The sequence below is a fragment of the Pedobacter antarcticus genome (assembly GCF_900103515.1).
In the GTDB taxonomy this organism is placed as follows: Bacteria; Bacteroidota; Bacteroidia; order Sphingobacteriales; family Sphingobacteriaceae; genus Pedobacter; species Pedobacter antarcticus.
This window is the reverse complement of sequence record NZ_FNGZ01000002.1, coordinates 542,794-568,543: the sequence shown is the minus strand read 5'-3', so window position 1 is coordinate 568,543 and position 25,750 is coordinate 542,794. Positions and strand designations below refer to the sequence as shown.

At 40.6% G+C, this 25,750-nt stretch carries 21 protein-coding genes; 7 read left to right on the top strand and 14 right to left on the bottom strand.

Going from position 1 to position 25,750, the window contains the following annotated elements:
• Positions 1-40 precede the first annotated feature (40 nt).
• The 5 genes from BLR53_RS06045 to bioA are packed head-to-tail and all read left to right on the top strand — an operon-like array spanning position 41 to position 4,744.
• Positions 41-652 carry a hypothetical protein gene (locus BLR53_RS06045; RefSeq protein ID WP_074588023.1) on the top strand — a complete coding sequence of 204 codons (612 nt, stop codon included), beginning with the start codon at positions 41-43 and terminating at the stop codon, positions 650-652.
• 5 nt (positions 653-657) lie between these two features.
• Entirely contained in the window at positions 658-1,821 is a 1,164-nt protein-coding gene (locus BLR53_RS06040; RefSeq protein WP_037438937.1) for an aminotransferase class I/II-fold pyridoxal phosphate-dependent enzyme, read from the top strand.
• A gap of 16 nt (positions 1,822-1,837) precedes the next feature.
• Positions 1,838-2,452, top strand: a complete 615-nt coding sequence (bioD, locus tag BLR53_RS06035) for a dethiobiotin synthase (protein ID WP_074588022.1) — start codon at positions 1,838-1,840, stop codon at positions 2,450-2,452.
• A 26-nt stretch (positions 2,453-2,478) separates the two neighbouring features.
• Positions 2,479-3,489, top strand: coding sequence for a biotin synthase BioB (bioB, locus tag BLR53_RS06030; protein WP_074588021.1), 1,011 nt, complete (start codon positions 2,479-2,481; stop codon positions 3,487-3,489).
• On the top strand, positions 3,473-4,744 hold the full coding sequence (gene bioA, locus BLR53_RS06025; protein WP_037438944.1) for an adenosylmethionine--8-amino-7-oxononanoate transaminase: 1,272 nt from the start codon (positions 3,473-3,475) through the stop codon (positions 4,742-4,744). Before bioB ends, bioA begins: the two co-directional genes overlap by 17 nt.
• Before the next feature lie 249 nt (positions 4,745-4,993).
• On the opposite strand, the gene BLR53_RS06020 is transcribed toward bioA, so the two are convergent.
• The 6 genes from BLR53_RS06020 to BLR53_RS05995 all read right to left on the bottom strand — a co-directional run bounded on the left by BLR53_RS06020 (position 4,994) and on the right by BLR53_RS05995 (position 11,763).
• Positions 4,994-7,435, bottom strand: a complete 2,442-nt coding sequence (locus BLR53_RS06020; RefSeq protein ID WP_074588020.1) for a TonB-dependent receptor — start codon at positions 7,433-7,435, stop codon at positions 4,994-4,996.
• Positions 7,436-7,544: 109 nt separating this feature from the next.
• Positions 7,545-9,101 carry a M56 family metallopeptidase gene (locus tag BLR53_RS06015; RefSeq protein ID WP_074588018.1) on the bottom strand — a complete coding sequence of 519 codons (1,557 nt, stop codon included), beginning with the start codon at positions 9,099-9,101 and terminating at the stop codon, positions 7,545-7,547.
• Between the two features lie 20 nt (positions 9,102-9,121).
• Positions 9,122-9,517, bottom strand: a complete 396-nt coding sequence (locus BLR53_RS06010; protein WP_074588013.1) for a BlaI/MecI/CopY family transcriptional regulator — start codon at positions 9,515-9,517, stop codon at positions 9,122-9,124.
• Between the two features lie 110 nt (positions 9,518-9,627).
• A complete protein-coding gene (locus BLR53_RS06005; RefSeq protein ID WP_037438973.1) occupies positions 9,628-9,819 on the bottom strand; it encodes a cold-shock protein in 192 nt (63 codons plus the stop codon).
• Positions 9,820-9,896: 77 nt separating this feature from the next.
• Positions 9,897-11,060: a FecR family protein gene (locus tag BLR53_RS06000; RefSeq protein WP_074588003.1), complete on the bottom strand. Its 1,164-nt coding sequence runs from the start codon at positions 11,058-11,060 to the stop codon at positions 9,897-9,899.
• 136 nt (positions 11,061-11,196) lie between these two features.
• Complete coding sequence (locus tag BLR53_RS05995; RefSeq protein WP_157282790.1) at positions 11,197-11,763, bottom strand: RNA polymerase sigma factor; 567 nt, start codon at positions 11,761-11,763, stop codon at positions 11,197-11,199.
• Between the two features lie 436 nt (positions 11,764-12,199).
• Between BLR53_RS05995 and BLR53_RS05990 the strand changes: the two genes are divergently transcribed.
• A complete protein-coding gene (locus BLR53_RS05990; protein ID WP_074587999.1) occupies positions 12,200-12,805 on the top strand; it encodes a Crp/Fnr family transcriptional regulator in 606 nt (201 codons plus the stop codon).
• A gap of 18 nt (positions 12,806-12,823) precedes the next feature.
• On the opposite strand, the gene BLR53_RS05985 is transcribed toward BLR53_RS05990, so the two are convergent.
• The 4 genes from BLR53_RS05985 to BLR53_RS05970 form a co-directional block, all read right to left on the bottom strand.
• Positions 12,824-13,042 carry a DUF6965 family protein gene (locus tag BLR53_RS05985; protein ID WP_037438954.1) on the bottom strand — a complete coding sequence of 73 codons (219 nt, stop codon included), beginning with the start codon at positions 13,040-13,042 and terminating at the stop codon, positions 12,824-12,826.
• A 37-nt stretch (positions 13,043-13,079) separates the two neighbouring features.
• Complete coding sequence (locus BLR53_RS05980; RefSeq protein ID WP_037438956.1) at positions 13,080-14,336, bottom strand: YeiH family protein; 1,257 nt, start codon at positions 14,334-14,336, stop codon at positions 13,080-13,082.
• A 94-nt stretch (positions 14,337-14,430) separates the two neighbouring features.
• The gene (locus BLR53_RS05975; RefSeq protein WP_037438959.1) at positions 14,431-15,213 is read right to left on the bottom strand and encodes a DUF1269 domain-containing protein; all 783 of its coding nucleotides are present in this window, start codon (positions 15,211-15,213) and stop codon (positions 14,431-14,433) included.
• Positions 15,214-15,421: 208 nt separating this feature from the next.
• Positions 15,422-16,105, bottom strand: a complete 684-nt coding sequence (locus BLR53_RS05970; protein WP_088775963.1) for a substrate-binding periplasmic protein — start codon at positions 16,103-16,105, stop codon at positions 15,422-15,424.
• Positions 16,106-16,521: 416 nt separating this feature from the next.
• Here BLR53_RS05970 and BLR53_RS05965 point away from each other — a divergent pair, with 416 nt between their 5' ends.
• The gene (locus BLR53_RS05965) at positions 16,522-17,748 is read left to right on the top strand and encodes a BamA/TamA family outer membrane protein (RefSeq protein ID WP_176763525.1); all 1,227 of its coding nucleotides are present in this window, start codon (positions 16,522-16,524) and stop codon (positions 17,746-17,748) included.
• On the opposite strand, the gene BLR53_RS05960 is transcribed toward BLR53_RS05965, so the two are convergent.
• The 4 genes from BLR53_RS05960 to BLR53_RS05945 form a co-directional block, all read right to left on the bottom strand.
• The gene (locus BLR53_RS05960; protein WP_074587995.1) at positions 17,749-20,313 is read right to left on the bottom strand and encodes a DUF5686 and carboxypeptidase-like regulatory domain-containing protein; all 2,565 of its coding nucleotides are present in this window, start codon (positions 20,311-20,313) and stop codon (positions 17,749-17,751) included. It abuts the gene before it with no gap.
• Between the two features lie 158 nt (positions 20,314-20,471).
• Positions 20,472-21,425: a helix-turn-helix domain-containing protein gene (locus BLR53_RS05955; protein WP_088775962.1), complete on the bottom strand. Its 954-nt coding sequence runs from the start codon at positions 21,423-21,425 to the stop codon at positions 20,472-20,474.
• Between the two features lie 50 nt (positions 21,426-21,475).
• Complete coding sequence (locus BLR53_RS05950) at positions 21,476-22,537, bottom strand: efflux RND transporter periplasmic adaptor subunit (protein WP_244889457.1); 1,062 nt, start codon at positions 22,535-22,537, stop codon at positions 21,476-21,478.
• A gap of 34 nt (positions 22,538-22,571) precedes the next feature.
• Positions 22,572-25,748, bottom strand: coding sequence for an efflux RND transporter permease subunit (locus BLR53_RS05945; protein WP_074587988.1), 3,177 nt, complete (start codon positions 25,746-25,748; stop codon positions 22,572-22,574).
• Positions 25,749-25,750: the final 2 nt, after the last annotated feature.

Below are 25,750 nucleotides of genomic sequence, written 5' to 3'. Positions count from 1 at the left end.
TTTGGGGCAAGGTAATACTTTTGGCACAAATCCGCATAAGATGACATTAACAGCATTACTACAACATATTATACAGCACGATTCTTTACATGCCAAACTACTCAATACACTATCACTTCTGGAGAATATAGGTGCCAGAAAGATATCAGCGAGCGAAAATGCCCATACCACAACATTGATGGTATTAAAACATGCAGCAGAAGAACATCGCCACGCCTACTATCTAAAAAAGCAAATCACCAGATTAGGAATCCGCGAAAACCCTACTTATCATCCGGACTACTTAATAGCACCAATAGCAAGCAAACACTATTTACAGCTGTTGGATCTGAAAACCAGCAGATATCTGCGCGATCGTCTGCACCTGCATGGTGCGGAATTAAAATTTGCAGCTTACCTACTCGTCACCTACGCTATAGAAGTCCGGGCAGACCAATTATACCCGGTCTATCAGGCTGCACTGCAGCAGGCTGGCAGCAAGGTTAGCGTCAGGTCAATAATTGTAGAAGAGCAAGGCCACCTCGAAGAAATGATCATACAGCTGAAAGAATTTTCTGTGGACTGGGAGTCACATGCAGCGTATATCTGCGCAATTGAAGAGCAGCTTCATACTGGATGGACAAATGCGTTAATTAAAGATTCCATTGCTTAGAAACTATGAATGCAGAACAATTTATGCAGTTTAAAATTGGCAACAAAGAGTCAACAAATGGAATTCGTAAACTACAATTAACAAATGATTTAACAGACTTCAGCTCTAATGATTATTTAGGATACTCCAGACTGAAAAATGAAGAATCATCAAAAGAATACCTTCAATCAGAAGCCAGGCTGCTACCGAAAAACCAAGGCTGGTCAGGGGCCGGCGGGTCAAGATTACTCAGCGGAAATTCCGCTGCTGCCGAAGAATTGGAAGACCTGTTTGCAACACAGGAAAAAACCGGAGCGGCACTACTTTTTAATTCAGGATATACAGCAAACACCTCACTGTTCTCCTGCCTTCCACAAAAAGGAGACCTCGTGATTTACGATCAGTACATCCATGCTTCGGTAATCGACGGCCTGCGACTAAGCTATGCAGACCGGCTAAAGTTCAGACATAACGATTGCAGGGATTTGGAAAACAAACTCCTCCAAAACAAAGACCGTCAGGGCCGTTGCTATGTGGCAATAGAGAGCCTTTATTCTATGGATGGAGATTTCGCCAACCTACCCCCGATACTGGCCCTATGTAGTAAATATCAGGCGAGACTCATTGTAGATGAAGCTCACGCGTTTGGAGTATTCGGAACTGGCCTGGCCACCAGCGAAGTGACCGGCACCCCGGTATTCGCCAGAATCATCACCTTCAGCAAGGCTTTAGGCCTTCATGGCGCAGTAATTTTGGGTAGCCAATTACTCAAAACCTATCTTGTAAATTTCGCAAGGCCATTTATCTACAGCACAGCACTGCCTCCTATGCTAATACTATCCATTTTAACGCGATATAAACGATTATTAACCCTTCCTGAAGAACAACATAAGCTTCAGCAAAAATCAACTCTCCTACGCGCTAATTTGCAAGCTATTTATCCGGCCGGGAATTCAACAGAGCGGATTGATCTGAAAGTGTCCCCTATTCAAATAATTACGATCCCGGGAAATGAGAATTGCCTTCGCTGGAGCAAATTGCTTTTCGAAAAAGGATATGCAGTTTACCCGATCCGCAGCCCGACTGTACCAGCGGGTACCGAAAGACTGCGTATCTGCATTCATTCATTCAACACCGAAACAGAAATTAATGGCCTTTGTGAACAGATTAAGCAATTGCACCAATCTTAAAAATCAGACAACAAACATGAATAACCCGCTATTTGTAACCGGTATAGGTACAGGAATAGGCAAAACAGTAGTTTCTGCTGTCATATGTTATCAAAACAAAATGGACTATTGGAAACCGGTGCAGGCAGGCGACCTGCATTATACCGACACAGAGATCGTGCGTGAGCTTACAGGGCACCATCATTCCAGATTTCATCCTGAAAGACACCGCTTTATGCTTGCTGCATCGCCTCATGAAGCCGCCGCTGCAGAAAATGTGAGGATCACCTTACAGGACTTTATCCTGCCCGGGCACCTCAGACCTTTACTGATCGAAGGTGCCGGCGGCCTGCTGGTACCCTTATCTGACAATTTACTCACGGCAGAATTAATCCTGCACCTAAAAGCTGATCTGATTTTGGTTATCAGGGATTATCTGGGCTGTATTAACCATAGCCTGCTTACTCTTGAGGTCATTAAACTGCGTGGACTCGATCTGAAGCAGGTGATTTTCAACGGAGATTTTAATCCATACAGCAAAAAAGTAATTATCAGCCAGCTGCCATCAAACTGTTCCTGGACTGATCTGCAGGAATTAACTGAGATAAACCATAATTCACTGAGCATACTACCCAAACTGCTCAAATTTTAGACTATACAAAACATTTAATTCTCAATATGTCGTCAATTCTAAACATCCGCCATGACTGGAGCATCGAAGAAATCCAGGGAATATACCATACACCTTTGCTTGAACTGGTGTATCAGGCCGCAACCGTCCACCGCAATTTTCACAATTCCCTGGAGGTTCAGGTATGCACTTTACTTTCTGTAAAAACCGGAGGCTGCCCGGAAGACTGTTCCTATTGTGGTCAGGCAGCGCGCTACCATACCGGAATTAAAGTGAAATCTCTCATGAGCAGAGACGAGGTTATTCAAATTGCCACGCGCGCTAAAGAAGCCGGATCTTCACGTTTCTGTATGGCTGCAGCCTGGCGGGAAGTGAGAGACAATCGCGATTTCGACACCATACTAGATATGGTAACCGGCGTCAATGAGCTTGGCATGGAGGTATGCTGCACGCTTGGTATGCTCACAGAAAGTCAGGCACAAAAACTTCAGCAAGCAGGTCTGTATGCCTACAATCACAATCTGGATACGTCAAGAGAAAAATACGAAGAGATTATCAGCACCCGGACTTACGATGATAGGTTAAACACCATAAATCATGTAAGGAAGGCAGGAATCAGCGTATGCTCCGGTGGAATTATCGGTCTGGGTGAAACACACGAAGACCGGATTCGTATGCTACATACACTTTCCACGTTACCGGTTCATCCGGAATCTGTACCAGTCAATGCCCTTGCCCGCGTAAAAGGCACACCTCTTGAAAACATGCCCAAAACAGACGCCTGGGAAATGATCCGCATGATTGCAACTGCAAGGATTTTAATGCCCGCATCTATCGTCCGCTTAAGTGCAGGAAGAGCAGAAATGAGCGGAGAGGAACAATCCTGGTGTTTCATGGCGGGTGCAAATTCCATCTTTACAAGTGAAAGCGAAGAGCTATTGGTAACCCCAAATCCCGGCATTTCCCAGGACAGAGAACTCTTCAGTTTACTAGGATTAAAACCAATGCAGCGTATAAACAATCTGGAAAAGGAGGTAGTATATGACCTTAACAAATAGAGACGCTAAATATATATGGCACCCTTATACACAACATTATAAGGGAAATAAACATATAGTTATAGATCATGCATCCGGATCGTACCTCTTTGACCAGGATGGCAAAAAATATATAGATGCAATTTCATCCTGGTGGGTTATACTACATGGACACTCCCATCCTTATATTGCAGAAAAAGTGATCAAACAGCTCGGTAAGCTAGACCAGGTCATTTTTGCAGGGTTCACACATGAGCCCGCTATTCAACTCGCCGAAAAGCTACTGAATATACTGCCACCCTCTCAACAGAAAGTTTTTTACACCGACAACGGGTCAACTGCTATTGAGGTAGCACTTAAGATGTGTATCCAGTTCTGGTATAATCAGAACCAACCACGCAGTAAGATTCTTGCTTTTAAAAACGCATATCATGGCGACACTTTCGGCGCCATGTCAGTGAGTGCCCGGGGTACATGGACAGCCCCGTTCAAAAACCAGATGTTCGAAGTAATCTATATTGATACACCAGACAGCAATAACCTGGAAGATCTGCAGAAAATCATCGAAACCCACGCTGCAGACCTCGCATGTTTTATTTTCGAGCCACTGGTACAGGGGTCTGCGGGAATGCTAATGCACAAGGCCGAACACCTTGACCAGCTCATGGCTCTTTGCCGTAGGAACGGAATACTAATGATCCAGGATGAGGTTTTTACGGGATTCGGGCGCACAGGCAGAAATTTCGCCGCAGACCACCTGCAGCAACAGGCCGACATCCTTTGTTTTTCCAAAGGATTAACCGGCGGAACTATGCCTCTGGGTATCACAACCTGCAGTTCAGAAATTTACGCTGCTTTTTTAGCTGAGGATAATCTTAAGACTCTTTTCCATGGTCATTCTTTTACAGCGAACCCACTAGCCTGCGCTGCAGCCGCGGCCAGCCTTGATTTATTAGCCGAACCAGATTGCCAGGCAGCAATACAGCGGATAGCTGCGCTGCATAGCACATTTGCAACTTCAATCGAACTACATCCTCTTGTCCGCTCCGTCCGGCAGACAGGGACTATCCTCGCCATTGAATGGGAAACGGGAGAAGGGACCTCTTATTTTAATGGTCTGCGGGACTGGTTATATAATTTCTTTCTGGATAAAGGGATAATCCTTCGTCCTTTAGGCAATATTATCTATATCCTTCCACCCTATTGTATTAGCAATGCCGATCTGGAAGAAATCTATGCGGCAATTCTGGAAGCACTTGACCTGAAATTAAGATAATCGGTCTAACGGAGTCTTTGTTCGGCCATTTCTTTAGTCTTATCGCAGTAAGCGCCTAGTTTACTTCTGTTTTTCTTCGGGGTTGCCTTACCCTTGCTATACCCTTGGTATACCGTTGCGATACCCTTGCTATACCCTTTGGGTAAAGGAAAGGTATACCAAGGGTATCGCAACGGTATACCAACCCCGAAGAATAGCAAAAAAAAATCAATGGAAAATAAAACGTAAACAGCAACTGAATCAAACCTGCTATTGCTTCACACGGTCAGCTTCCGAATCTGCTCCTGAACGTTTATCAGGCCGGTTAGCTTTCATCTGACCTAACCTCATGCTTAAAGTAAGTACTGCACGTCTGCTATCTCCCCTGTTCACCCATCCTGCATCTGTCAGATTCAGGTTATTGATTGTACCTCTGGTGATCTGAGTTCTGAATATATCACTAACACTCAGTTTAAGTGTAGTTTTTGGCGAAAGGGTTTTGGAAAGCCCCATATTCATTCTCCACTGCTCTCCAACGACAAACTGGGCATTGGTTACTTTACTTTGGTAATTCCCATCCAGCTGTGCGTTCCAACCGTGTTGTAGCTTAAACTGCGCAATCCCCTGAAGATAAGTGAAAACCCCTTTATTATCCAGCAGGCCTGAATAAAAATCACTTTTAGAATGAATTCTGGTCAGCTCTCCATAAAACTGTAAATTAAGCCAGCTCAAGGGATCTACACCCGCGTCAATATTCCAACTTAAGACTTTACTACTGCCAATATTTCCCGGCCTGCTGTAGTAAATCCCATCTTTAATCTCAATAGTCTCATTAAACTCATCCTTGGCACTACTGTAACTTACCGAAGTACTAAACTTCTTCCAAACATAAGTCAGCTCGACTTTCTGCGAAAAAGAAGGTAGTAAATATGGATTACCTACATAATAGGTGAATTTATCGAGCGGTGAAATAAACGGATTCAAATCCTGATAATACGGTCTTTCAACACGACGTCCATAATTGAATTTCAACTGCTGATTGCCCGAAGTGTCCAACTGATATCGTATAAAAAGAGTCGGGAACAAGCCTGTATAATTCCTTTTAAAGGAGGAGTCACTTTTCATTATATTTCCCAACTGCCTTCCACGTGAATCTGTATTTTCCAAACGCAGACCAGCCTGAACGCTCCATCTGTCAAAATCTTTATTCAGATTCACATAAGCTGCACTAATCCTTTCCTTGTATTTAAACTGATTGGATTTATCATAATCCGGGGTAGTAAGACCTCCCAGCGTATTACTATAATCTGCTACGTTATCTGTTTCTGTAAAACTATTTTTCAAACCGCCGGCAAGTTTCAATTTCCCGCTAAACGGATGTGTATAGTCTACTTTTGCACTTAAAATATTTATATTCCCTTTCAAGTTACCATTTAACCCTTCTACATGATCAAACTGTCTGTCAGCGTTATATATGTCGTTAACATAATCTTGTTTGTTACCAGATCCATAACGCAAATAATCAAGATCAGCTGAAATATCGGGTCCGTCTTTTTTAAATAAATGGCGGTAATTCAGATTCGCACCGAAATTATCTGAAGTTCCATTCTCCACATTACGCGCTTTAACCAAAGATTCCAGTTTACCTGCAGCATCATTAATAACGTTCTCACTGAGATTATTTGAATTCGGTTTACGTAAGAAACCTGTAAATACCACGCCCCAGCTCGTTAATTCTGACGGACTATAATCTGCCCCCAGAAGTCCGTTTATTCCCCAGCCTTTCCTGCGTAGAAAAGTCTGCTGATCGAATGATCCGGTATGATTACCAGCTTCATCTCTGTAGTTCCGATAGATATGAAGGTCCGATGCCCCATTGCGAAAACTGTAGCCAGCATTACCAAATACATTAATCTTATTGTTTTTGTAATTAAAGTCAATACTATTATTTGTTGTTGTATATATTCCCTGACCTGCAGATGCATTAATCCCAAGATTAAATCCTTTGAGCTTTTGCTTTTTCGTCTTTATATTAATAACTCCTCCTTTTCCAGCAGCATCATATTTAGCCGGAGGATTACTCATGATTTCTATCTTGTCTAAAGTTGTTGCCGGCAGACTCCTCAAATAACCTTCCAGGTCTGCCCCGGACAGATATGTTGGCTTATCATCAATAAAAATAGTTACCCCTTGCTGCCCCTTCAGACTAATCTGCCCATTTTGATCGACCCTTACTCCCGGAGATTTTTCCAATACATCCATTGCCGTAGTTCCGGCATTACTAATCAAGGCATCGACATTTAATACGGTCCGGTCAATCTGATGTTCAATCAGTGCCTTTTTAGATACAATAGACACTTCTTTTAAAGACTGTTGCTGTTCCTGAATACGAATTGAACCCAGATCCAACACCGGCAAACCGGCGGTAATAGCAAGAGAGACAGACTGATAAACTCTTCGCCCCATCAGATTTACATCCAGTAAATAGATTCCGGGAGCTATCCCACTAAAAATAAAACTCCCATTAGCCTCACTGAACTCCATTTTCACGAGTGATGAATCTGATTGTTTTTTTACCGACATCGTCGCACCATCGATCCCAACACCCTGATGATCCAGAAGAGTCCCCTTTATTTTCGATCCAGCTACTTGCCCAAAAGACACAGCGGTGCCATACCATGCTAAAAATAGCATCATTAAATATTTTTTCATTTATAAGAATTTTAAGATAGCACAGATGCCAGCTGCAAATCAAGGGCAAAGCGATCCCTGCTCCCGGTAAAAACGAGAGACAGGAATAAATTATGAGAAATTGATATAATTAGTTAATTCGCACTGTAGTAGTGTAATTGAGCTTTTTATTAGGCTCGTTGACGTAGTTGCGCATAACCCTTTTGTGCCAGACCGCACTTTGCTTTTTACCGTCTATATATAGGCCGTCCTGATTAAGCTGGATTTTAAAATCACGATCATCTTCAATCATATTATGCTTTTTTAAATCAGCAATTAACGCCTCGGAATTAACGCGGTCACTTTTCTGAGCAGGCAAAGCAACCACAGCAGGCGACATCCCAGGAACAACTGGCAAAGCAGGTTTAACCGGTATTGCAACTGTTTCCTGCACTGGGACATCTGCTACTACCGGTATTTCGGCCGCAACATCAACAGGGTTATCCGGACGCACTGTTGTCGTAGTAGTTACTACCTGGTGTTCTGTAGTACTGCTAACCTGCTGATCGCGGTTAGCATCAGAATGGTCTTGATTAGCAACTGGTTGAGCCTTGGTAGCAGATACCTCTTTGGAAGCCAGCTTTGTTTTTACAGCAGCTCTTTCAGGCAGGACTTTAAAGGCAGCCGTAGTTAATATTACGACGATCATCAATAATGATAATATTACTCTCTCCATCTTCGTAACAGGTGATTGATATTGCCCAAGCAATCTTTTCACACGATGCATTAGTTGTCCCTGTCCATTTTTTAAAGCCATGCTTAACCCAGGGGCGCCGTGTTCGTATTCCTGACAGCTCACCAATGCACGGATATAGACCGCTTTATTACTAAGCTGGGTAACAGCGATGTCATCGCAACAGTTTTCACGTTCGGCTCTGATCAGTTCTGAAATCCAGATCACAGCTGGATTAAAGAAAAAAATCATCTCCAGCAAACTCTGCAATATGTTAACTATAAAATCTCTGCGGCGGATATGCGCTAATTCGTGTACAAGTATGGCTTCTACATCTGCTGTACTCATGGCATTGATTAAGCCAATAGGAATTAGAATTACCGGTTTAAAATGACCAATAACCATTGGCACACGGGCCAGTCCGGATTCCATTAATCTGACAACAGCTTGAACATTAAGCTTTTCGGCCAGCTCTTCTGCTTTGTTTTGCCAGAATTCGGAAACAGGTTTTACGTTGGTATTTTTCAATCGATATATTCCATGCAAACCTGTCAGTAGCTGAAGACTTTTAGCGCAGAACATTAAAAACCAAACCAATACAATCAGATCTGTATTTCTGGAGAAAAAATCACCGGCAGTATTTATACCATTCGCTGCAAATGCAGAAAGTTCATAAACCCCCGATTCAGCCGGACTATATTTACCTTGAAGAGTATCAACAGCCGGAATTCCTACATTTGCCTGATGGCTCATTACCGGACCTACAATACTTTGGTCCTGAATCATATAGGATGCAAAAGTAAATAGGGTTGCGGAAGCGAAAAGCACAAGCGACCAGGTTAAAAACCGGTATCTTGATGCAGAGCTCAAATTTTTACCGCCAACCAGGATCAACGCAGTGATCAAGGATAGTAGCAGTCCCTGCCACAAAGAATGCAGCAGTGTAAATCCAATAGCTTTAATTAAAAGTTCCATAGTTTGTGGTTCAAAATGGTTTATTGATCTAATTGATTCAGCATATCTTTAATAGCCTGTAATTCCTCTTTAGAAGTTTTCTGATTACCTAGCAGCTGCATGACTAATTTGCTTGAAGATCCATCATATAAATTGTCGACGAATTTCCCCAGCAAATTCTCTTTGGTTTTTTTCTCTTCTTCAACAACATGATAAATATGCTTCATTTGACTTTCATCTCTTTTAAGGATGCCCTTCTCAGCCATGATCTGCATTAATTTCAATGTAGAGGTATAATTAACCTGACGTAAATTATTAAGCTGATCATTTACCTGACGAACAGTAGATGGGCCTGCACTCCAGAGAACCTGAAGAATTTCAAGTTCCGATTTAGTGGGTTCTATATCGGATGAGGATGTATAGTTTTGCTGTTTCATATTCTAAAGGTAGGAAACTTTTCGTACGAAACAATACCTACGAAAAAAAGAAACAAAAAAAAGCCTTCCCGATGATCGGGAAGGCTCACTCAATTATATAAATTAAAAATTTAGACTAACTGAACATTAATTGCATTAAGACCTTTACGGCCTTCTTCTACATCGTAAGTAACTTTATCGTTTTCACGGATGCTGGCTAACAAGCCTGTTGAATGAACAAAGATTTCGCTGTCACCATTAGATGGTACGATAAATCCAAAACCTTTAGTCTCATTAAAAAATTTTACTACTCCTTCTTGCATTGTATTATTATTAAATATGGCACGAATATACAGATTATTATTCATTTACAGAAGTTATTAATTAATTGGTACTCACATTAGTTTAAAGCAGCCGTAATTATTCTCCCCTTTATTCTAAATTTAACAGTATTTGTCAGCTCAAATTTTCTTAATACCTGAGCTATATCTTTATTTCTGGATAGGATCCCGGTATACTGAAGCTTACGCAGGTCCTGATTATCATAACAGACAGTCACATCATACCATCGTTCTAACTTCCTGAGAATAGTCTCCAAAGACTCGTTATCAAATGAGAAATATCCATCTTTCCATGCAGTTGCACCCTCAGTATCTGCTTTGGTAACTATAACAGAACCAGATGCTTCGTCAACAACAGCCTGTTCTCCGGGAAGCAGCCGTTTTAAGGTCGTTCCGGCTTTAGGAACAATAATAACACTGCCTTCGAGAAGTGTAGTGCTGGATATAGGCTCCTCTGGATAAGCAGAAAGGTTAAAATGAGTGCCTAACACACGGATCTGCAGTCCTTTTGCGCAAACTGTAAAAGGTAAGGACACTCTTTTAGCTACTTCGAAATAAGCTTCCCCGGATAAATGTACTGTTCGCTCCTTCTCATCAAAGACCACAGGAAAAATTAAACTCGAAGCAGCATTAAGCCATACCTTCGTCCCGTCAGGAAGGATTACCCGGTACTGCCCGCCCCTGGGGGTTGACAATACAAGTCTATTTAAAGAGCTCTTCCTTAAATCATTAACCCTTATATTTTTATAGCTTAAAAGCCCCCGTTCGGTTTTAAAAACCATTCCTGGGAATTTGTCACCGGGAAGTTCGTTATAATTGCTGTCCAGCACCAGACCTGTTCCATCGGATAGTGTAAGAGTAGCCCGGTTGCTGCCCGGCTTTATTGCTGCCTGAATTAATGGCTCATCATTTAGTCCAGTTACCTTATTATGGTAGATAAAAAGACCACCTGCGATTAGAAAAACTGTCATAATCACATAGAAATATCTTTGATTACGGTTGAGAACAGACCGGCGTAGCTGAATATTATTGCTGATCATATCGTGTAAACGTTTATCTATTACAGATATCTCCAGATCAGATAATTCATCAAGTACGTCCGGCTGTTGAGCAAAAAGTTCAAAATAGCTTTCTACTAACCTTTTCTGATCGCCATCGGCGTTTCCTTCCAGATACAGGTCGACAAATTGTTGAAATTCATTTTTCAAAAGATTCGATTCCATCTTATTTGTTTGATAACGACCTTATACTATAACAGTGTCGGAAAAGAAACCACTCTCCTATGCTATTTTATATGTTGAAGCAAATTAACATGAACTACTTACCGCAAGCACATTGCATAACATTCGCCTTATAGATTTAGAATAAAGCCAGTATCAACAATTTGGTTATAAATTCTCTCAGGCTGGTAAAGGCCGTAATTAACTGATTCTGAACCGTTTTCTGGGAAATACCCAAAATTGTGCTGATTTCCCGGGTACTTAAATAATCAAGATAGCGCATGCGAAAAATGACTGCTCTTTTTTCCGGCTGCATAGACAGCCAATATTCAATGCAGGTTTGCAATTCATTTACGTTAAGTCTGGAGTCGGCCTGATCTCCGGAGGCATAAATATCATCCAGGGGTATCTCGAAAAATGAAACACCTTTGCTTTTTCGATACTCTTTAAATGTCTTATAGCGCATAGAAATCAAGAGATAAGCATAGATGCTTTTAACCTGGTAATAAGTGCGTTTGGTCCACATGTCTATAAAGACATCCTGTACAATCTCTTCTACAAGCTGTGCATTACGCAGCCTTTTATAGGTTTCATTATAAAGCTTTTTCCAGTAACGTTGATAAATTTCATTAAAGGCTTCGCTATCACTTTCAGAGATACACCGCAGAAGTTCATCATCGGTGCAGGTCTGATAACTAATTTTCATCACCATACACTAAACCTGAACTATTTGACACCAAACATCGCCCGATAATAGTAACAGAATACGTTTAATATGCATCTTATTGCTGGAGTGTATTTGTTTCAAAGTAAAAGGCCAGGGAAAGAGTGCTCCTGAGAAATCTGGATAACAAATACAGTAAACGTGAAAAATCTGATGACATATGATTGAAATTAATACACCTCTATATATACAGTGTGTATTTCTGACCGGATGTCCTATGCTAAAGAAAAATAGTTTTTCGGCAGCTAATAGAAATTGAGCTTTACCAGAAGAAATTTGAAACTTATTAGATTGAATTTGATTTTCATCAAAAAAATAGCATCAAATGCGGTTATTTTTAACAAAAACTTTATCATATATTACTGATAATTAAATATTTAACAATATAAATCACCATCGGATCCCTAATCCTTTTATTATGAATAATCTTGAGCTGATAAATTTCCTCACCTTTCTAAACCCTGTCAATGCAGATTTACGGCAACGGTTAATTGAAATAATCAAAACTGAACATATCAAAAAGCGCCATTTTCTGCAGCAGGCCGGAGACCCGGCAGACCGTATCTGGTTTCTTGAAAAAGGATATATGATGGGATATAAATGGAAGGAAGACAGAAAAGTACCGTACAGGTTCTGGAATGAACGGGAATTGATTCTGTCCGCGGAATCTTTTTTCCTTCAGAAACCAACTATGGAGTATATCGAAGCAGTTAACCCTTCGATTCTAAAATACATTACATACGAAGATCTAAAGCTTCTCTCTGCCGATTTCCCAGAAATACATCACTATACTCAGCGTATTATACTTGATTATGAAATTTTCCAGGAAAAACGGGTATACCAGTTCAGTGCTAACTCTGCACTTGAAAATTATGTCATATTAGCCAGAAACTCACCACATGTACTCAGAAATGTGCCTGTAGATAATATTGCAGCATTTCTGGGAATATCAAGAAAAACTTTAAACAGGATCAGGGCAAAAACAAGCCAACGAAGTAAAAACATTCCGGAAGGCGACGTCTGAACTGACGTTTGCATCTTATTAGATCCGCTGTTGATTCATTTGTTCTAAGCGATCATGTAACTGGTGCAGCCTTTTCACGAATACGTCAGCGGATTTTAAACTCCCACTATTCTTCACATAGCTAAGATGCGATTCCAAAAAAAGCGGCACATCAGCAATAACAACTCCTGCTTCAAGGTCTATTTGAGCAGGCAATTCGATACCATCAAAATATGCTTCTAATTCTTCTATAGTCATGCCACAAATTTAATCTATTTTTTCAATGGCCGGCAGGCTAATTAAATAAGATAAAGGCAATGATGAGTGTAATAATCACATTAAAAAGTTGAGCAAGCAGAAAGGCATACAAAGGCTTTTTATTTTCATTTTTGAACAGGTCCTTAAAATTTGTTTCCAAACCGATACTTGTAAAGGCAAGCGTAAACCAGGCGTTCTGCATATTTTTCAAACTATCTTTAACTCCGGCCGCAGTTTCAGCCGACACTGCAAAAGAAAATAATAAGGAAGCCGCTACGAAGGCGAGTACAAATTTCGGAAATCTGTCCCAGATTACTTTTAATGTTGGTTTTTCAACTGTATCAGCACCGTCGGTTTTACGGTAAGACCAGTAAATACTGATAGCAAACGCAGCGATACCCAGCAATACATTTTGAGAAAATTTAACAATCGTGCTGATTTTAAGTGCCTCTTCTCCTACAAGACTTCCTGAAGCAACAACAGCACCGGTAGTATCAATACTACCGCCAAGCCATGCGCCGGTAACTTCCTGCGGAAAGTTAAAATAATTCGCAATGTATGGCATAAAGATCATCATCGGAATTGCCGTAATGAGCACCATAGATATTACATAGGATAATTTTTTAGGATCACCTTTTATTGCTCCTGATGTGGCTATGGCTGCCGAAACACCGCAAATAGATACTGCTGAAGAGATCATCATAGTCAAATCATCATCTATTTTAAACTTCCTGCATAACCAGAAAGCAAAATACCATACTGAAAGTACGACAATCAGTGCCTGAATAAGCCCCAAAGAACCTGCCTTAAGAATGTCGGAAAATATAATCGTTGTCCCCAACAGGACCAAGCCTATCTTAACAAAAAGCTCCGTCGACAACATATCCCTGAACCATTGCGGCAGCTTAAAAAAGTTACCGATGACAAGCCCGATAACCAAACTAAAAATTACTGCTTCAAGATTAAGCGACCGCATTGTCGAATTACCTGCAATGAGCAGCGCAATTATAGTGAGCAGATACACAAAAGGGAAACCAGCAACAAAATTTCGCACTGATTTCCCCGTAATTCGTGCCCCCGCGATGCCGATAAAGCACACAAAGACAAACTGAATGAGAACAATTTTAAGATTTCCTGCAGTTAATACAACCGACATCAATTCAGTTGTATTTCTCCATTTAAACACCGGTACAGGGACTATATAAAAAAATAAAGAAAGAACAATAACCAGGGCACCGAGAATTACAACTGCCCAGTCCTCATGAAGAGTAAATGGCTTGGATTTAACTGACATATTTGGCTTTAATATTATTTGGTCAGCTAATATATCGTTTTTAACCTTTTGAAGATGCCCTGAACTGTGTTAAATCATAATTGATTACAGCTTTTTATCTTTTTTTCAGAAGCTCATTTAATTTATTCTGCTGTGCATTGATTCTTGCAGTTAAGCGTCCCTGCTTCTCTTCCCAGCTTTCAGAAGTATAGGTTGTTTCGTCGTCCGACTTCCTTTCTGCCTTTAACCACTCATTATATTGAGCTTCCTGGTGGCCTGACGTACCTTGAAACTGTTCTTTGTATTTTTCGCGTTTTATCTTTAAATCAAGGAGTTCCTGGTTCAAGGCCGACTTACCTGATTCATCTGCAGCAAGATATGCAGCTTCGGTTTTAGAAATTTGATCGCTTAGCTGATTAAGCTGTTTTTCTGCCGGTACAAATACATCTTCCTGTATATCCAACCGATGTATATGCCCCTTAAATGGCTCTAAAACAGTATTAACGGGTATTTCCCAATCTTCCCAAACATGAGCAACCAATAGTGCTTTTCCTGGTGGGATGTTAATTGAAACGTCGTCCAGGTAATCGGAAACCTGCTCTGCGCGCAAAGTGTCACCCGCGGAACCTGCAACCATACCCGCACCAATTCCTACAAGCAAACCCAGAGGGCCCGCAAGCAAACCTATTAAACCGCCTACTATCCCACCACCAATTGTGCTGTAGCCCGCAGACTCATCTTTTGCTGAACGAATATTTACCTGACCGGCCTCATTTTTACTCAGGACATAGGATTCTCCCAGAGAAATATCCTGATTAGCAGATAAATTCTGTATCGCTTTGAGTCCACTGAATGCGGATGCTTCTGTATCGAAGAGTACTTGAATTATTTTTTCCATGTTATTTAATTATAATACTACATGAAAAGCAATTGGAATGGGTTTTTGTTTGACACAACCTAACCCAGAGGACAGTTTTTACACCGTTTTCCAAGTTTATATTTTTCGCAGCACTCTTTCTTTTTCTTCTTAGACTTAGCGTCAGATTTGTCGCTCTTTTTGTCTTTATCTTTCTTTTTCTTGTGCAAAGCTTAATATTTATTGTTTATCAGGACAACCGGATATGGCTGAACCATTTTTCATAAATGGCATCGTAAGTCCCGTTCTCATGCAGCAGCTCTAATGTTTCGTTGATTCTTTCTTTAAGTTCAATATCCCCTTTTTTCATCGCTATGGCATATCTGGAATCTGAATTCGGTATGAAATGTCCAATTTCAAGACTATCATATTTATCCAGAAAACCTCCTGCAATTGGAGAATCATCAATTAAAACATCTATTTTTCTATCCAGCAACTTTTCGTACAACTCCTTATTTGTTTCCGCATGAACTGTTGTATTGGAAGGAAATTTAGACATCACGTATTTCTCTGCTTCTGTAGCAATACGGATACCAATTCTTTTATCTTTAAAAGTTTGGTCATCGCCATGCGTATCGCCTTTATTGACAACTGCACAAAGTTTAAATTCGAGATATGGTGTACTAAACTCCAGAATCATCTGCCTGGAACTGGTCATAGTGACCGCCGAACAAATTATATCAAGTTCGCCTTTATAAAGCTTCTCCAAAATATTAGACCATAATGATACTTCATATTGAAATTCCAGATTAAGTACTTTACCTATTGCCTGCAGCATGTCTACTTCAAACCCTTCAAATGTCGTAGAGTTATAATCGCTGTGCAATGGAAAAGGCGCTGCTGAATCTACGCCAATCTTCAATATTTGTTTCATAATCACTATTTGTTCTTCCGGACAGGCCTGAACCTTATAAAAAACTATACCTGGACGGGACAATTTTAACAGATTTAAGGGTTTGTCCCGGTATAGACGCAATTTTAGTCAATTTCCGTGTCCTTTTGAAGTAAATAAGCATTTATATATTTCATTGTAATGCCTCAAAACATATTAATCATACATAAACGCGTCAAATTCCGTTCAATACCACTGCAAACAAACCACTTATAATATAAATACGCCATTTTCATCTAACTGAACCTCCCATTAATTTTACAATTAGCACAGATTGAAATTATAAAAAATTCATGTACCGGCATCTAATCCAGGTAGATAATGACCATAACAAATTTTATTTGTACCGGTTTGTAGAGATAAGAGTAATAAGTGTATTTTTATTTTCGAATACTTGCATGAAGATCAAAACTCTACCTAAAATAATCCTATCACGAAGGGCAATATTCCTGAGTGTTATGCTACTACTTAGTATGCATGCTGTTGCTCAAGATAGTGTGGCAGTAGACGTAGTTGATGTGTTCAGAAAGTTGATTTTAAAGAAAAACACACCTGCACCTATAGTTAACAATAAGGGTAGTTTCGCTATTCTACCCTCCGTCGGCTATACACCCAGTACCGGTTTTGAATTTGGTGCAGACATTTCGGGCAGTGAATACCTGGGGAATCCCGAAAGTACATCACTTTCCATATTTGATGCCTACGGGGTGCTTTCAACAAATGAGCTGGCCCTTATTCAATTAAGTCATAATATTTATACAGCAAGGAACCAGTATAATCTTGTAGGAAACTGGAACCTCGGCAAAACGGTTATACAAGACGATGGAATCGGAACCGGCCAGAAAAACCCATTAACCCTTCCGCTCAGATACACCTTTCTAAAACTTAGTGAAATGGTTTATAAAAGTATCCTTGATAACTTTTATGCGGGTGCCGGTCTTACGTTTAACTACTATAAAAAGATTACGCAGGAAAGTCCGGCCACCGGTCAGCCTGGTGTTTACAATGAATTATATAGCCAACAGAATGGTTTTGATACCGACGAGAATATCGCAGGTGGTTTTCTCCTGAACATGCAATATAATTCTAAAGATCAGCCTTACAGGCCATATAAAGGTTTATATATCGATGTAATCCTTAGAACGAATACACACTGGATGGGAAGTCAGAAGTCTGCAATGCAACTGAAAACAGAGCTGAGAAAATACTGGAGCCTGTCAAAACGAAACCCTGAACATGTACTTGCATACTGGATCTGGGGCTCTTATCTGCTCCGGGGTCAGTTGCCTTATATGGAATTACCCGGTACTGGCAGTGATACAGAACAGCGAACTGGACGAGGTTATACTATCGCCAGATTTAAAGGCCCGTCTTTCTTTTATAACGAATTGGAATACCGCTTCCCAATCTCTGCTAATAAACTATTTAGCGGTGTAGCATTTTTTAATTTACAAACTGCCAGCAATCAGCAAAAAACGAAGCTATTTCAATACTGGGAACCCGGAGCAGGCGCTGGTTTGCGCATCCTCTTCAATAAGCAAAGCCGTTCCAATCTCTGCATTGATTATGGTATTGGGAAGAATGGCTCAAAAGGGGTTTTTGTTGGCCTGAATGAGGTCTTTTAATTAGAATTCGAACTGGACTTTTGCTCTCAAGCCCCACTTGGCAACATCAGGATGATCCAGATAGTTAAATCTTCTAACGACATCAAAACGTAGAACTTTAAAAATATTACCCAATCCGGCACTTGCTTCCATATACGGACGGTTCCCCAGGTGATATGTGGTTGCAACACCATCTTCATTTACAGGAAATTGTAATAAAGATGAATTCATGAGCGGATTATTTTCGTTCCGTAAACCGCCATACAATCCTTTAAATGTAACATACTCTCTTAATTTCAATCTCCGTAACAATGGGATTCGGTTTAAAATCAACCCATTAAAATTATGATCGACATTTAGACTTACATAATGATCACTTACAAATTCCAGGAAATTCATGAGATTATAGGCGTAAACCTGATAGGAATACGATTGATTGGCTTTATGAATCCGAAGCAGCGGAAAAGGTACCTGACCAAATAGATAATTTCCTTCGAGCCTAACATCGGAACGGCCAAACTGCCCCAGATAGAAACGTTTATCAATGCTTGCTGTAAGATTGTGATAAGCATTTTCACCGCCAAATAATCCTTTTACACCCGCAGCATAGTCCAGTTCAAAAACAGGATATTTTTCGATAATGCGCTCTCTGAACAATTTTCCCTGGTAAAATTTCTCGAATGGCGCATAACGCAGCCTCAGGTTAAACTCTGTACTTGTCAACCGCGACAGCTGCTGTGGCCCGAGATCTGTCTGTCTTGCAAAAACTAGATTTCCTGCCGGACTCTGTGTCCATTTTCTGAAACCAATGTTAAATGAAAAATGGTTCAGATACTCCTGCTGATATTCTACTTTGTAAAAGTCATTATATAAAAACTTATCATTTACACCTCTCCTGAACGAAGATGCGAGGTTATCTTCCTGAACACCATTAACAGACTCCTCACCCGGAATACTCATATCCCTTCGAAAACTCGCACGAACAAAACTCTGTGGAAATTTATAAATAGATTTGTTATTGAAAGAATAAGCACCACTGAAGAAATATTTCCACTTTTCGTCCTTAAATCCATAAGCTGCATAGGTATCCAGGTAAAAACGGGTACTGAAGTCCGTAGTGGTTCTTCCCCCGAATCGTAGCCGAAAACCTTCAAGGTTATTGAAGGTATAGAATGAATACAACGGACCTATTTCGACAGGTCCAAGATTTTTATATCCAATAAAAAAGAAAGTCACCAAATCCATCATCCGCTTAAATGATTTCATCTGCCCCAGAGTATCAATATTGCCGTAAATTTTCAGCTTATCTTTCCCGATAGTATCGAGTCTGTTATCTGCCCAATACGCAGCATCCCTGTTTTCTGCACCAGCTGCCATCACCAGACTCTCCCCGGAATACACGCTGTCCGGCCTTGGTATATTTGTCTTATAATTTTTAATCGTTACTGATCTTTCTCCTTTAAAACCTCTTCCTTTTTCATTGCCTAACCCGAAGTCCATTAGTAAATGGCTTTTAACCAAATGGAATTTCCCCCGGAAATCCGGTTCAAAATTCAGCTTGACTTCCAGGGCACGAACAAAATTTATGTTCACATCTTTACCCGTTTTCAAAAAAGCCTGCTGGACCGCATATTTACCATCCATGGTGATATAAATCTTCCCTTCAAACAGCAATGCATTTGGCAGTCTGGGGATAAAAGAGAGCTCAATGAGCTGTGGTTGTTGATTTTTTAGCGTATCGGTAATAAAAAACTTATAGTACGCAGGTGCTCCATCCGCGATCGGACTTAAAAACTGGCTGTTGGTAAAAACTATGTTATTGTCATAAATATTTACATCAGCATACATCCGCTCAAAATAATTGCCGATAGCATTGTTATCTACCAGCCCATCGTCAAAATTCACATGCTTGTCTGCGAGCGTAATAATCTTAGTTTTCTGTGGACTTTTGCGATAATAATATTGAGAAAGCCGCTCCCGCAGATAAACAGGCAATATATTTTTACCACCTACTGCTGTGGAATCCTGTTCGTCGAAAAGGAACTGATAGTTTTTGAAGATTTTCTTGTTTTTGAACTTTTCAGAAAGATTACTTAAAGAAAACTGCATCCAGTCATATTGCTGGTACTCGACAGTAGAATCACTTTCCAACCTGTTCAGAGATTTATGCGCTATTACCTGACGAATAAGTTCGACAGCAGGGTTGTCTTTGTTTCTGTATTTAGCTTTTTTTGCGGAATTAACGGTTACTTCATTTAAAGACTGAGAATCTTCTTGAAGTATGATATTGATTTGCTGTTCCTGCCCTGCTTTTACCGGAACAGACTGAGTTTTATAACCAACATAATTTATTTCTATATGGGTCGAAGCCATTTGTGCACTCAACCGGTACTTACCCTGCGCATCTGTTTTGGTCGCTATTTTTGTCCCTTTGAAAATTACAGTAACGGAAGGTACAGGTCGTTTATCTGCAGCGTCTGTAATTACTCCGGTTACAACAGTTGACTGCGCAGCTACGGAAGATATAGTAAAAGTAAATAGTAAAAAAAGCAGATAAAAAGACCTTTTCTGAATTTTAGTAATCATAGAAACACACACCTAAAGTCTTTTAACCTGTTCAAATAAGCTTTAAAAGCATAAATCAGAAAGCTAATTGCACCAATAATACAAATTAAGTGGCCATTTTCATGTTAAATTCTGTTAAAAGATTAACCTGATATATATTCCGCCACGGTAAAATCTAATCAATTACCGCTCCATAAATCTAAATGCCTCGGTGGTTGCGCATTTTTATCTCTGAATGAACGTGGAACAGCCATCGTCTGCCGCTTAAAAAACTGATTAAAATTAGCAGGGTATTCAAATCCCAGGCAATACCCGATTTCAGAAATATTCCATTCCGTATGCTGTAACAAAGCAATTGCCTCTGTAGCTATGCGCCCGGATATGTGTTCAGACGTAGTTTTACCAGTTACCTCTTTAACTGCATGGTTCAGGTGATTCACATGAATCGATAGTTTAGCTGCAAAATCATTAGCTGTCCTAAGTTGCAGCACATGATCTGTGGAATGAATGGGAAACTGCCTTTCAAGAAGTTCAAAAAATAAAGTAGCAATCCTTGTAGACGCATTCGTTATCTTACTTTGTGTATCTAAACGTGTCATCTTCATGGCTTCATGAACGAGAAGATTAACATAATTGCGCATCAGATCATACTTGTAAGCATAATCTGAATCCATTTCAGCTATCATTTTTTCAAATACCCTACTGATGTCGGCTACCTGAATTGAATTAAGCGGATAAACGGGGTTTTCCTGAATGCGAGATAAAAGACCTTCTCTAAGTGGTTCATTGCGCTGCCGCATGAAACTTTCTGTAAAGAGACAAAAGTAACCAGATTGAAATTCCGATGTGGTTTCCCATGAGTACGGGATGGTCGTATTGGTAAATAGAAGTGCAGATCCGTTAACTTCTATTTTTTGATTCGGATAATATAGTACGCCCTTGCCAATTACCAGAGAGATCTTATAAAATTCACGCCGGTTGTAAGGAGATGGATTTAGTGAGCAAAAGCCAAATCTCTTAAATACATTAAAATGCCCGGTGTGTACGTCATCGATCGCATTTGGGATAACAACATCTGGTCTGTTATGCGCAAGCATTTCATAAAACTCCAAAAGAGACATACTTTTTTTCACGCCATAAATTTGCGCAAATTTTAAGCATGTCTCTTCCCTGGATTGTAAAATTATGGTTTGATTGGATCTCCGTCGTGGATTTCCTCCCCTGCCACTGCAACAAGTTTGTCACCCGCGGTAAGATCTCCAAAAATCTCAGTTTTATCGTCGGTTTCTCTTCCTTTTTTAATGTTTACCTTCTCTGCACGGTTATTTTTTGAACGAATCACATAAATTCCTTCTGATCCATCAACTATAGCAGATTTTGGAACAACAAATGTACTTGCATTTGCTGGTAACGGAATAGACACATCGGCAACCATCCCAGGAAGTAATTTTTTATCCAGATTGGCTACATCCATTTCTACGCGCTCTGAACGTAATCGCTGATCCAATGCACCAGACATTCTTTTTACCGTAGCAGTAAATAAAGCGGCCGGCTGTGATTTGACTTTAAAAGTGACGGTATCCCCTGTTTTCAGGTACCCGGTGTATTGCTCTGGTATAGAAACTACCAAACGTAAATGCTTCTGTTCCTGAACGGTGAAAAGTGGAAACTCAGAACCTTTTCCGGATGGCCCTACATAGGCACCGGCATTTACATTTCTTGAAGATATAATTCCTGCAAATGGCGCCCTGATTTCCAGGTAATTCTGAATTGTGCCTATCTCTTTAAATGAAGCTTTCGCAGCATGGAGTTGTGCAAGGTCTGCATTTTTCTTAGCCAGCGCCTGCTCGAGATCGTTGGTGGAAATAGTACCCGGGGTCTGACTAGTCGCCAATAACCGATTGTAATTCGCATTACTTGCCGTATAAACTGCTTCTTGGGCTTTCAATCTGGATTCCGCAGCCGCAAGCTGTGAACTCATCTCAGGTGCTTCCAGCGTCACCAACAGCTGCCCTGCGGTTACTTGTGTTCCTACATCAGCTTTAAGGCTTTTCACAAAACTGCTCACCTTGGCATACAGGTCCACCTGTTGATTGGCGATCAGTTCTCCAGGCATCTTCAACTCACTCGCTAAACGTTGGGATTCTAATACCAGTGTTTTAATTTCAGGAGCCTTGGCTGCTGAGGTCTTCTTTTCGGAATTAGTTTCACCGCAACTGCTAATGAAGATTAACAGTGTCAGCATACCGCTGTATAATTTTAAGTTTTTATAGGCTGATTTATTCATGTTCTGATTCACGCTTAGATATAGCAATTGGATTATAATGTAAACTCTCTTCATCCTCCGGATCCAGAGACAATGAAGTAGTGGATTGTTTTCCCTGAACCCACGCAAATACCAGGGGAAGGATAATTAAAACAGCAAAAGTGGAAGCAATCAATCCTCCGATAACTGCACGTCCCAAAGGTGAAACCTGGTCACCACCTTCGCCATGGCCAATTGCCATTGGTAACATACCAGCAATCATTGCAATGCTCGTCATAATAATTGGTCTTAACCTCACTCCTGCTGCAGTTCTGGCAGCATCCAATGCATTTCCGTGTTGCCTGCGCAATTCTTCTGCATTGGTAATAAGCAACACTGCATTAGCGATAGACACACCTACTGACATGATAATTCCCATATAGGACTGCAGATTCAATGTAGAACCGGTAACTGTCAGTAAAAGCAACGCCCCCAGTATAACGGCAGGAACAGTTGCCAGGATTACTAACGGTACACGGAAAGACTGATAGTTGGCCGAAAGCATCAGGAAGATCACAGCGATCGCGACCAACAAACCGGATTGGAGGCTGCTTAAGGTTTCGTCCAAAACCTTTCCAAGACCAACCTGTTCAACAAGCAATCCCCGTGGAAGCTCTCCAAGGCTTGAAATAGCTTTCGCGACGTCTTTATTAGCTGATCCAAGATCTTTGTCATTCAGATTAGCAGTAACAGACAAAAACGGTGTCGAACCAAGATTGTCGTTTTCGCCATAGGTTAACCCGGACTCAATAGAAGCTACATCCCCTAACACTGGTCTACTCGAATTTTTTAATAGTGGTATAGCTTCCAGATCCGATTTAGACTTTAGCTGATTAAAGGGTACCTGTACCTGTACACTGTAAGAAAGCCCTATTTTTTCATCTACCCAAGTATTTTTATCTGTATATCTGGAAGACGAAGTTGTGGCAATTAATGATTTAGAAATATCATTTAAATCGACACCAAGCTGTGCTGCACGTGTACGGTCGATTTTAATGTTCAGTGAAGGATAGTCAATCGGCTGTGCAATCTGCACATCGCGCATATAATTTACTTGATTTAATGCGTTGCTTATTTTTTCTGCATACGTCCTGTTAAGTTCCTTATTTTTGCCGGTAATCCTCACCTCGACAGGTGTAGGTGAACCCTGACTTAGTACTTTATCTGTTAATTCGATCGGCTCAAATGATAATTTAACGCCCGGAATCACTTTCTGAATCTGTACACGGAGTTTGTCTTTCAATTCGTCCATGTCAACGTGCATATCTTTCAATGTAATCTGGAATACTGCCTCATGCGGTCCTCCCATAAACAGATAAATCGGATTTACTGAGAACTGGGCAGGATGCTGACCTATATAGACCGAAGAAATTGCCACATGTTCTTCTCCGACCATATTCTTTAACTCTTTAAGTAACAAATTAGCTTTTTCTTCGGTTCTCTCGAGCCTGGTTCCGTCAGCTAAACGCATCCGAAGCTGAAACTGGCTTGAATTTACCTTTGGCAATACGTCTCTTCCAATAAAAGATAACAGAAGTGCTGCAGAGCCGATAGCGACAACCAAATAAATTAAAACTGCTGGTTTAGCATATTTGAATAGGGTTTCCAGCATTCTCATAAACGCATCCCTAAAGCGGTCAAACCTGGTTTTCTTGGCATTTTCATGTGCATGTGGTTTGGCTATCATCAACCAGTTCGCCATAACCGGAACAAAAGTCTGGGAAAGCAAAAAAGAAATTACCATAGAGAAACCAATGGCTAATGCTAAAGGTAAAAACAGTGCACCTGGTATACCTGACATAGTAAATGCAGGAGCAAATACAGCAAGAATACAAAGCAGAATCAATAATTTAGGGAAAGCGATTTCCTTACAGGCATCCCAGATTGCCTGCGCCTTCGGTTTTCCCATATCGAAATGCTGGTGAATATTCTCAATGGTAACAGTGGACTCGTCGACAAGAATACCGATTGCAAGGGCCAGACCGGATAACGACATGATATTAATCGTCTGCCCAAATAATTTCAGGAATAATACACCGGCAATAATTGAAGTCGGGATGGTTAAAATAACAATTAATGCCGCTCTTTTATCACCAAGGAACAGTAATACCATTAAGCCGGTTAATATGGCTCCTATCGCCCCTTCGCTGATCAGACTCTTCACAGCATTAATTACATAGACAGACTGATCAAATTCATAAGATAGCTGAACATCCTCCGGTAAGGTGTTTTGTATCTGCGGAAGGTGCGCTTTAAGATTTTTAACCACATCCCATGTAGAGGCATCTCCTGACTTCGCAATACTGAGATAAACAGATCGTTTACCGTTAATTAAAGCATATCCGGAGGTAATATCCGCACCGTCTTTTACGGTGGCTACATCCTTCAGATAAAGATTCTGTACTCCTCCTTTGAACAATGGAATATCTTCAAATTCTTTGATCTTCTCAATGGTATAATTGGTTGGTGTAATATAGTTTTTATCACCAATTCTCACGTTTCCTGAAGGTGCAGTTTGATTGTTAAGCTTAATAGCTTCAACTATTTGCTCTACGGTAAGGTTATGGGACTGCATTAAGCCCGGATTTACATTAATCTCTACAGTTCTTGGACTACCTCCGAACGGAGCGGGAGATAATAATCCGGGTATTTGAGTAAAGGATGCCCGTACGGTAGTGTTAGCCAGATCCTGCAACTCATTATTCGATCTTATTTTACTGCTAAGGACCAATTGTCCAACAGGTAGCGACGAAGCATCAAAACGAATTACAAAAGGTGGCTGTGAACCGGCTGGAAAAATTGCCTGTGCCCTGTTCGATAATGCACTTAACTCAGACGCAGCCTGCGCCATATTCGTACCTTCATAATAGGTAAGTTTCATGAGCATCAGACCCTGTGTGTTTTTGGTCTCAATACTTTTAATACCGTTGGCGAAAAGCAGAATATTTACATAGGCCTTACCAAAATAGGATTCCATCTGGTTCGGCGTATAACCCCCGAAAGGATGGGCAATGTAAATAACCGGTAAATTCATTTTAGGTAAAATATCTACCTTAATACTGGTCATTGCACTGATCCCGAAGAAAAGCAGTCCTGCTACAAATACCAGGATTGAAATTGGTTTGCGCAGTGCGAAACGGATAAGATTCATAG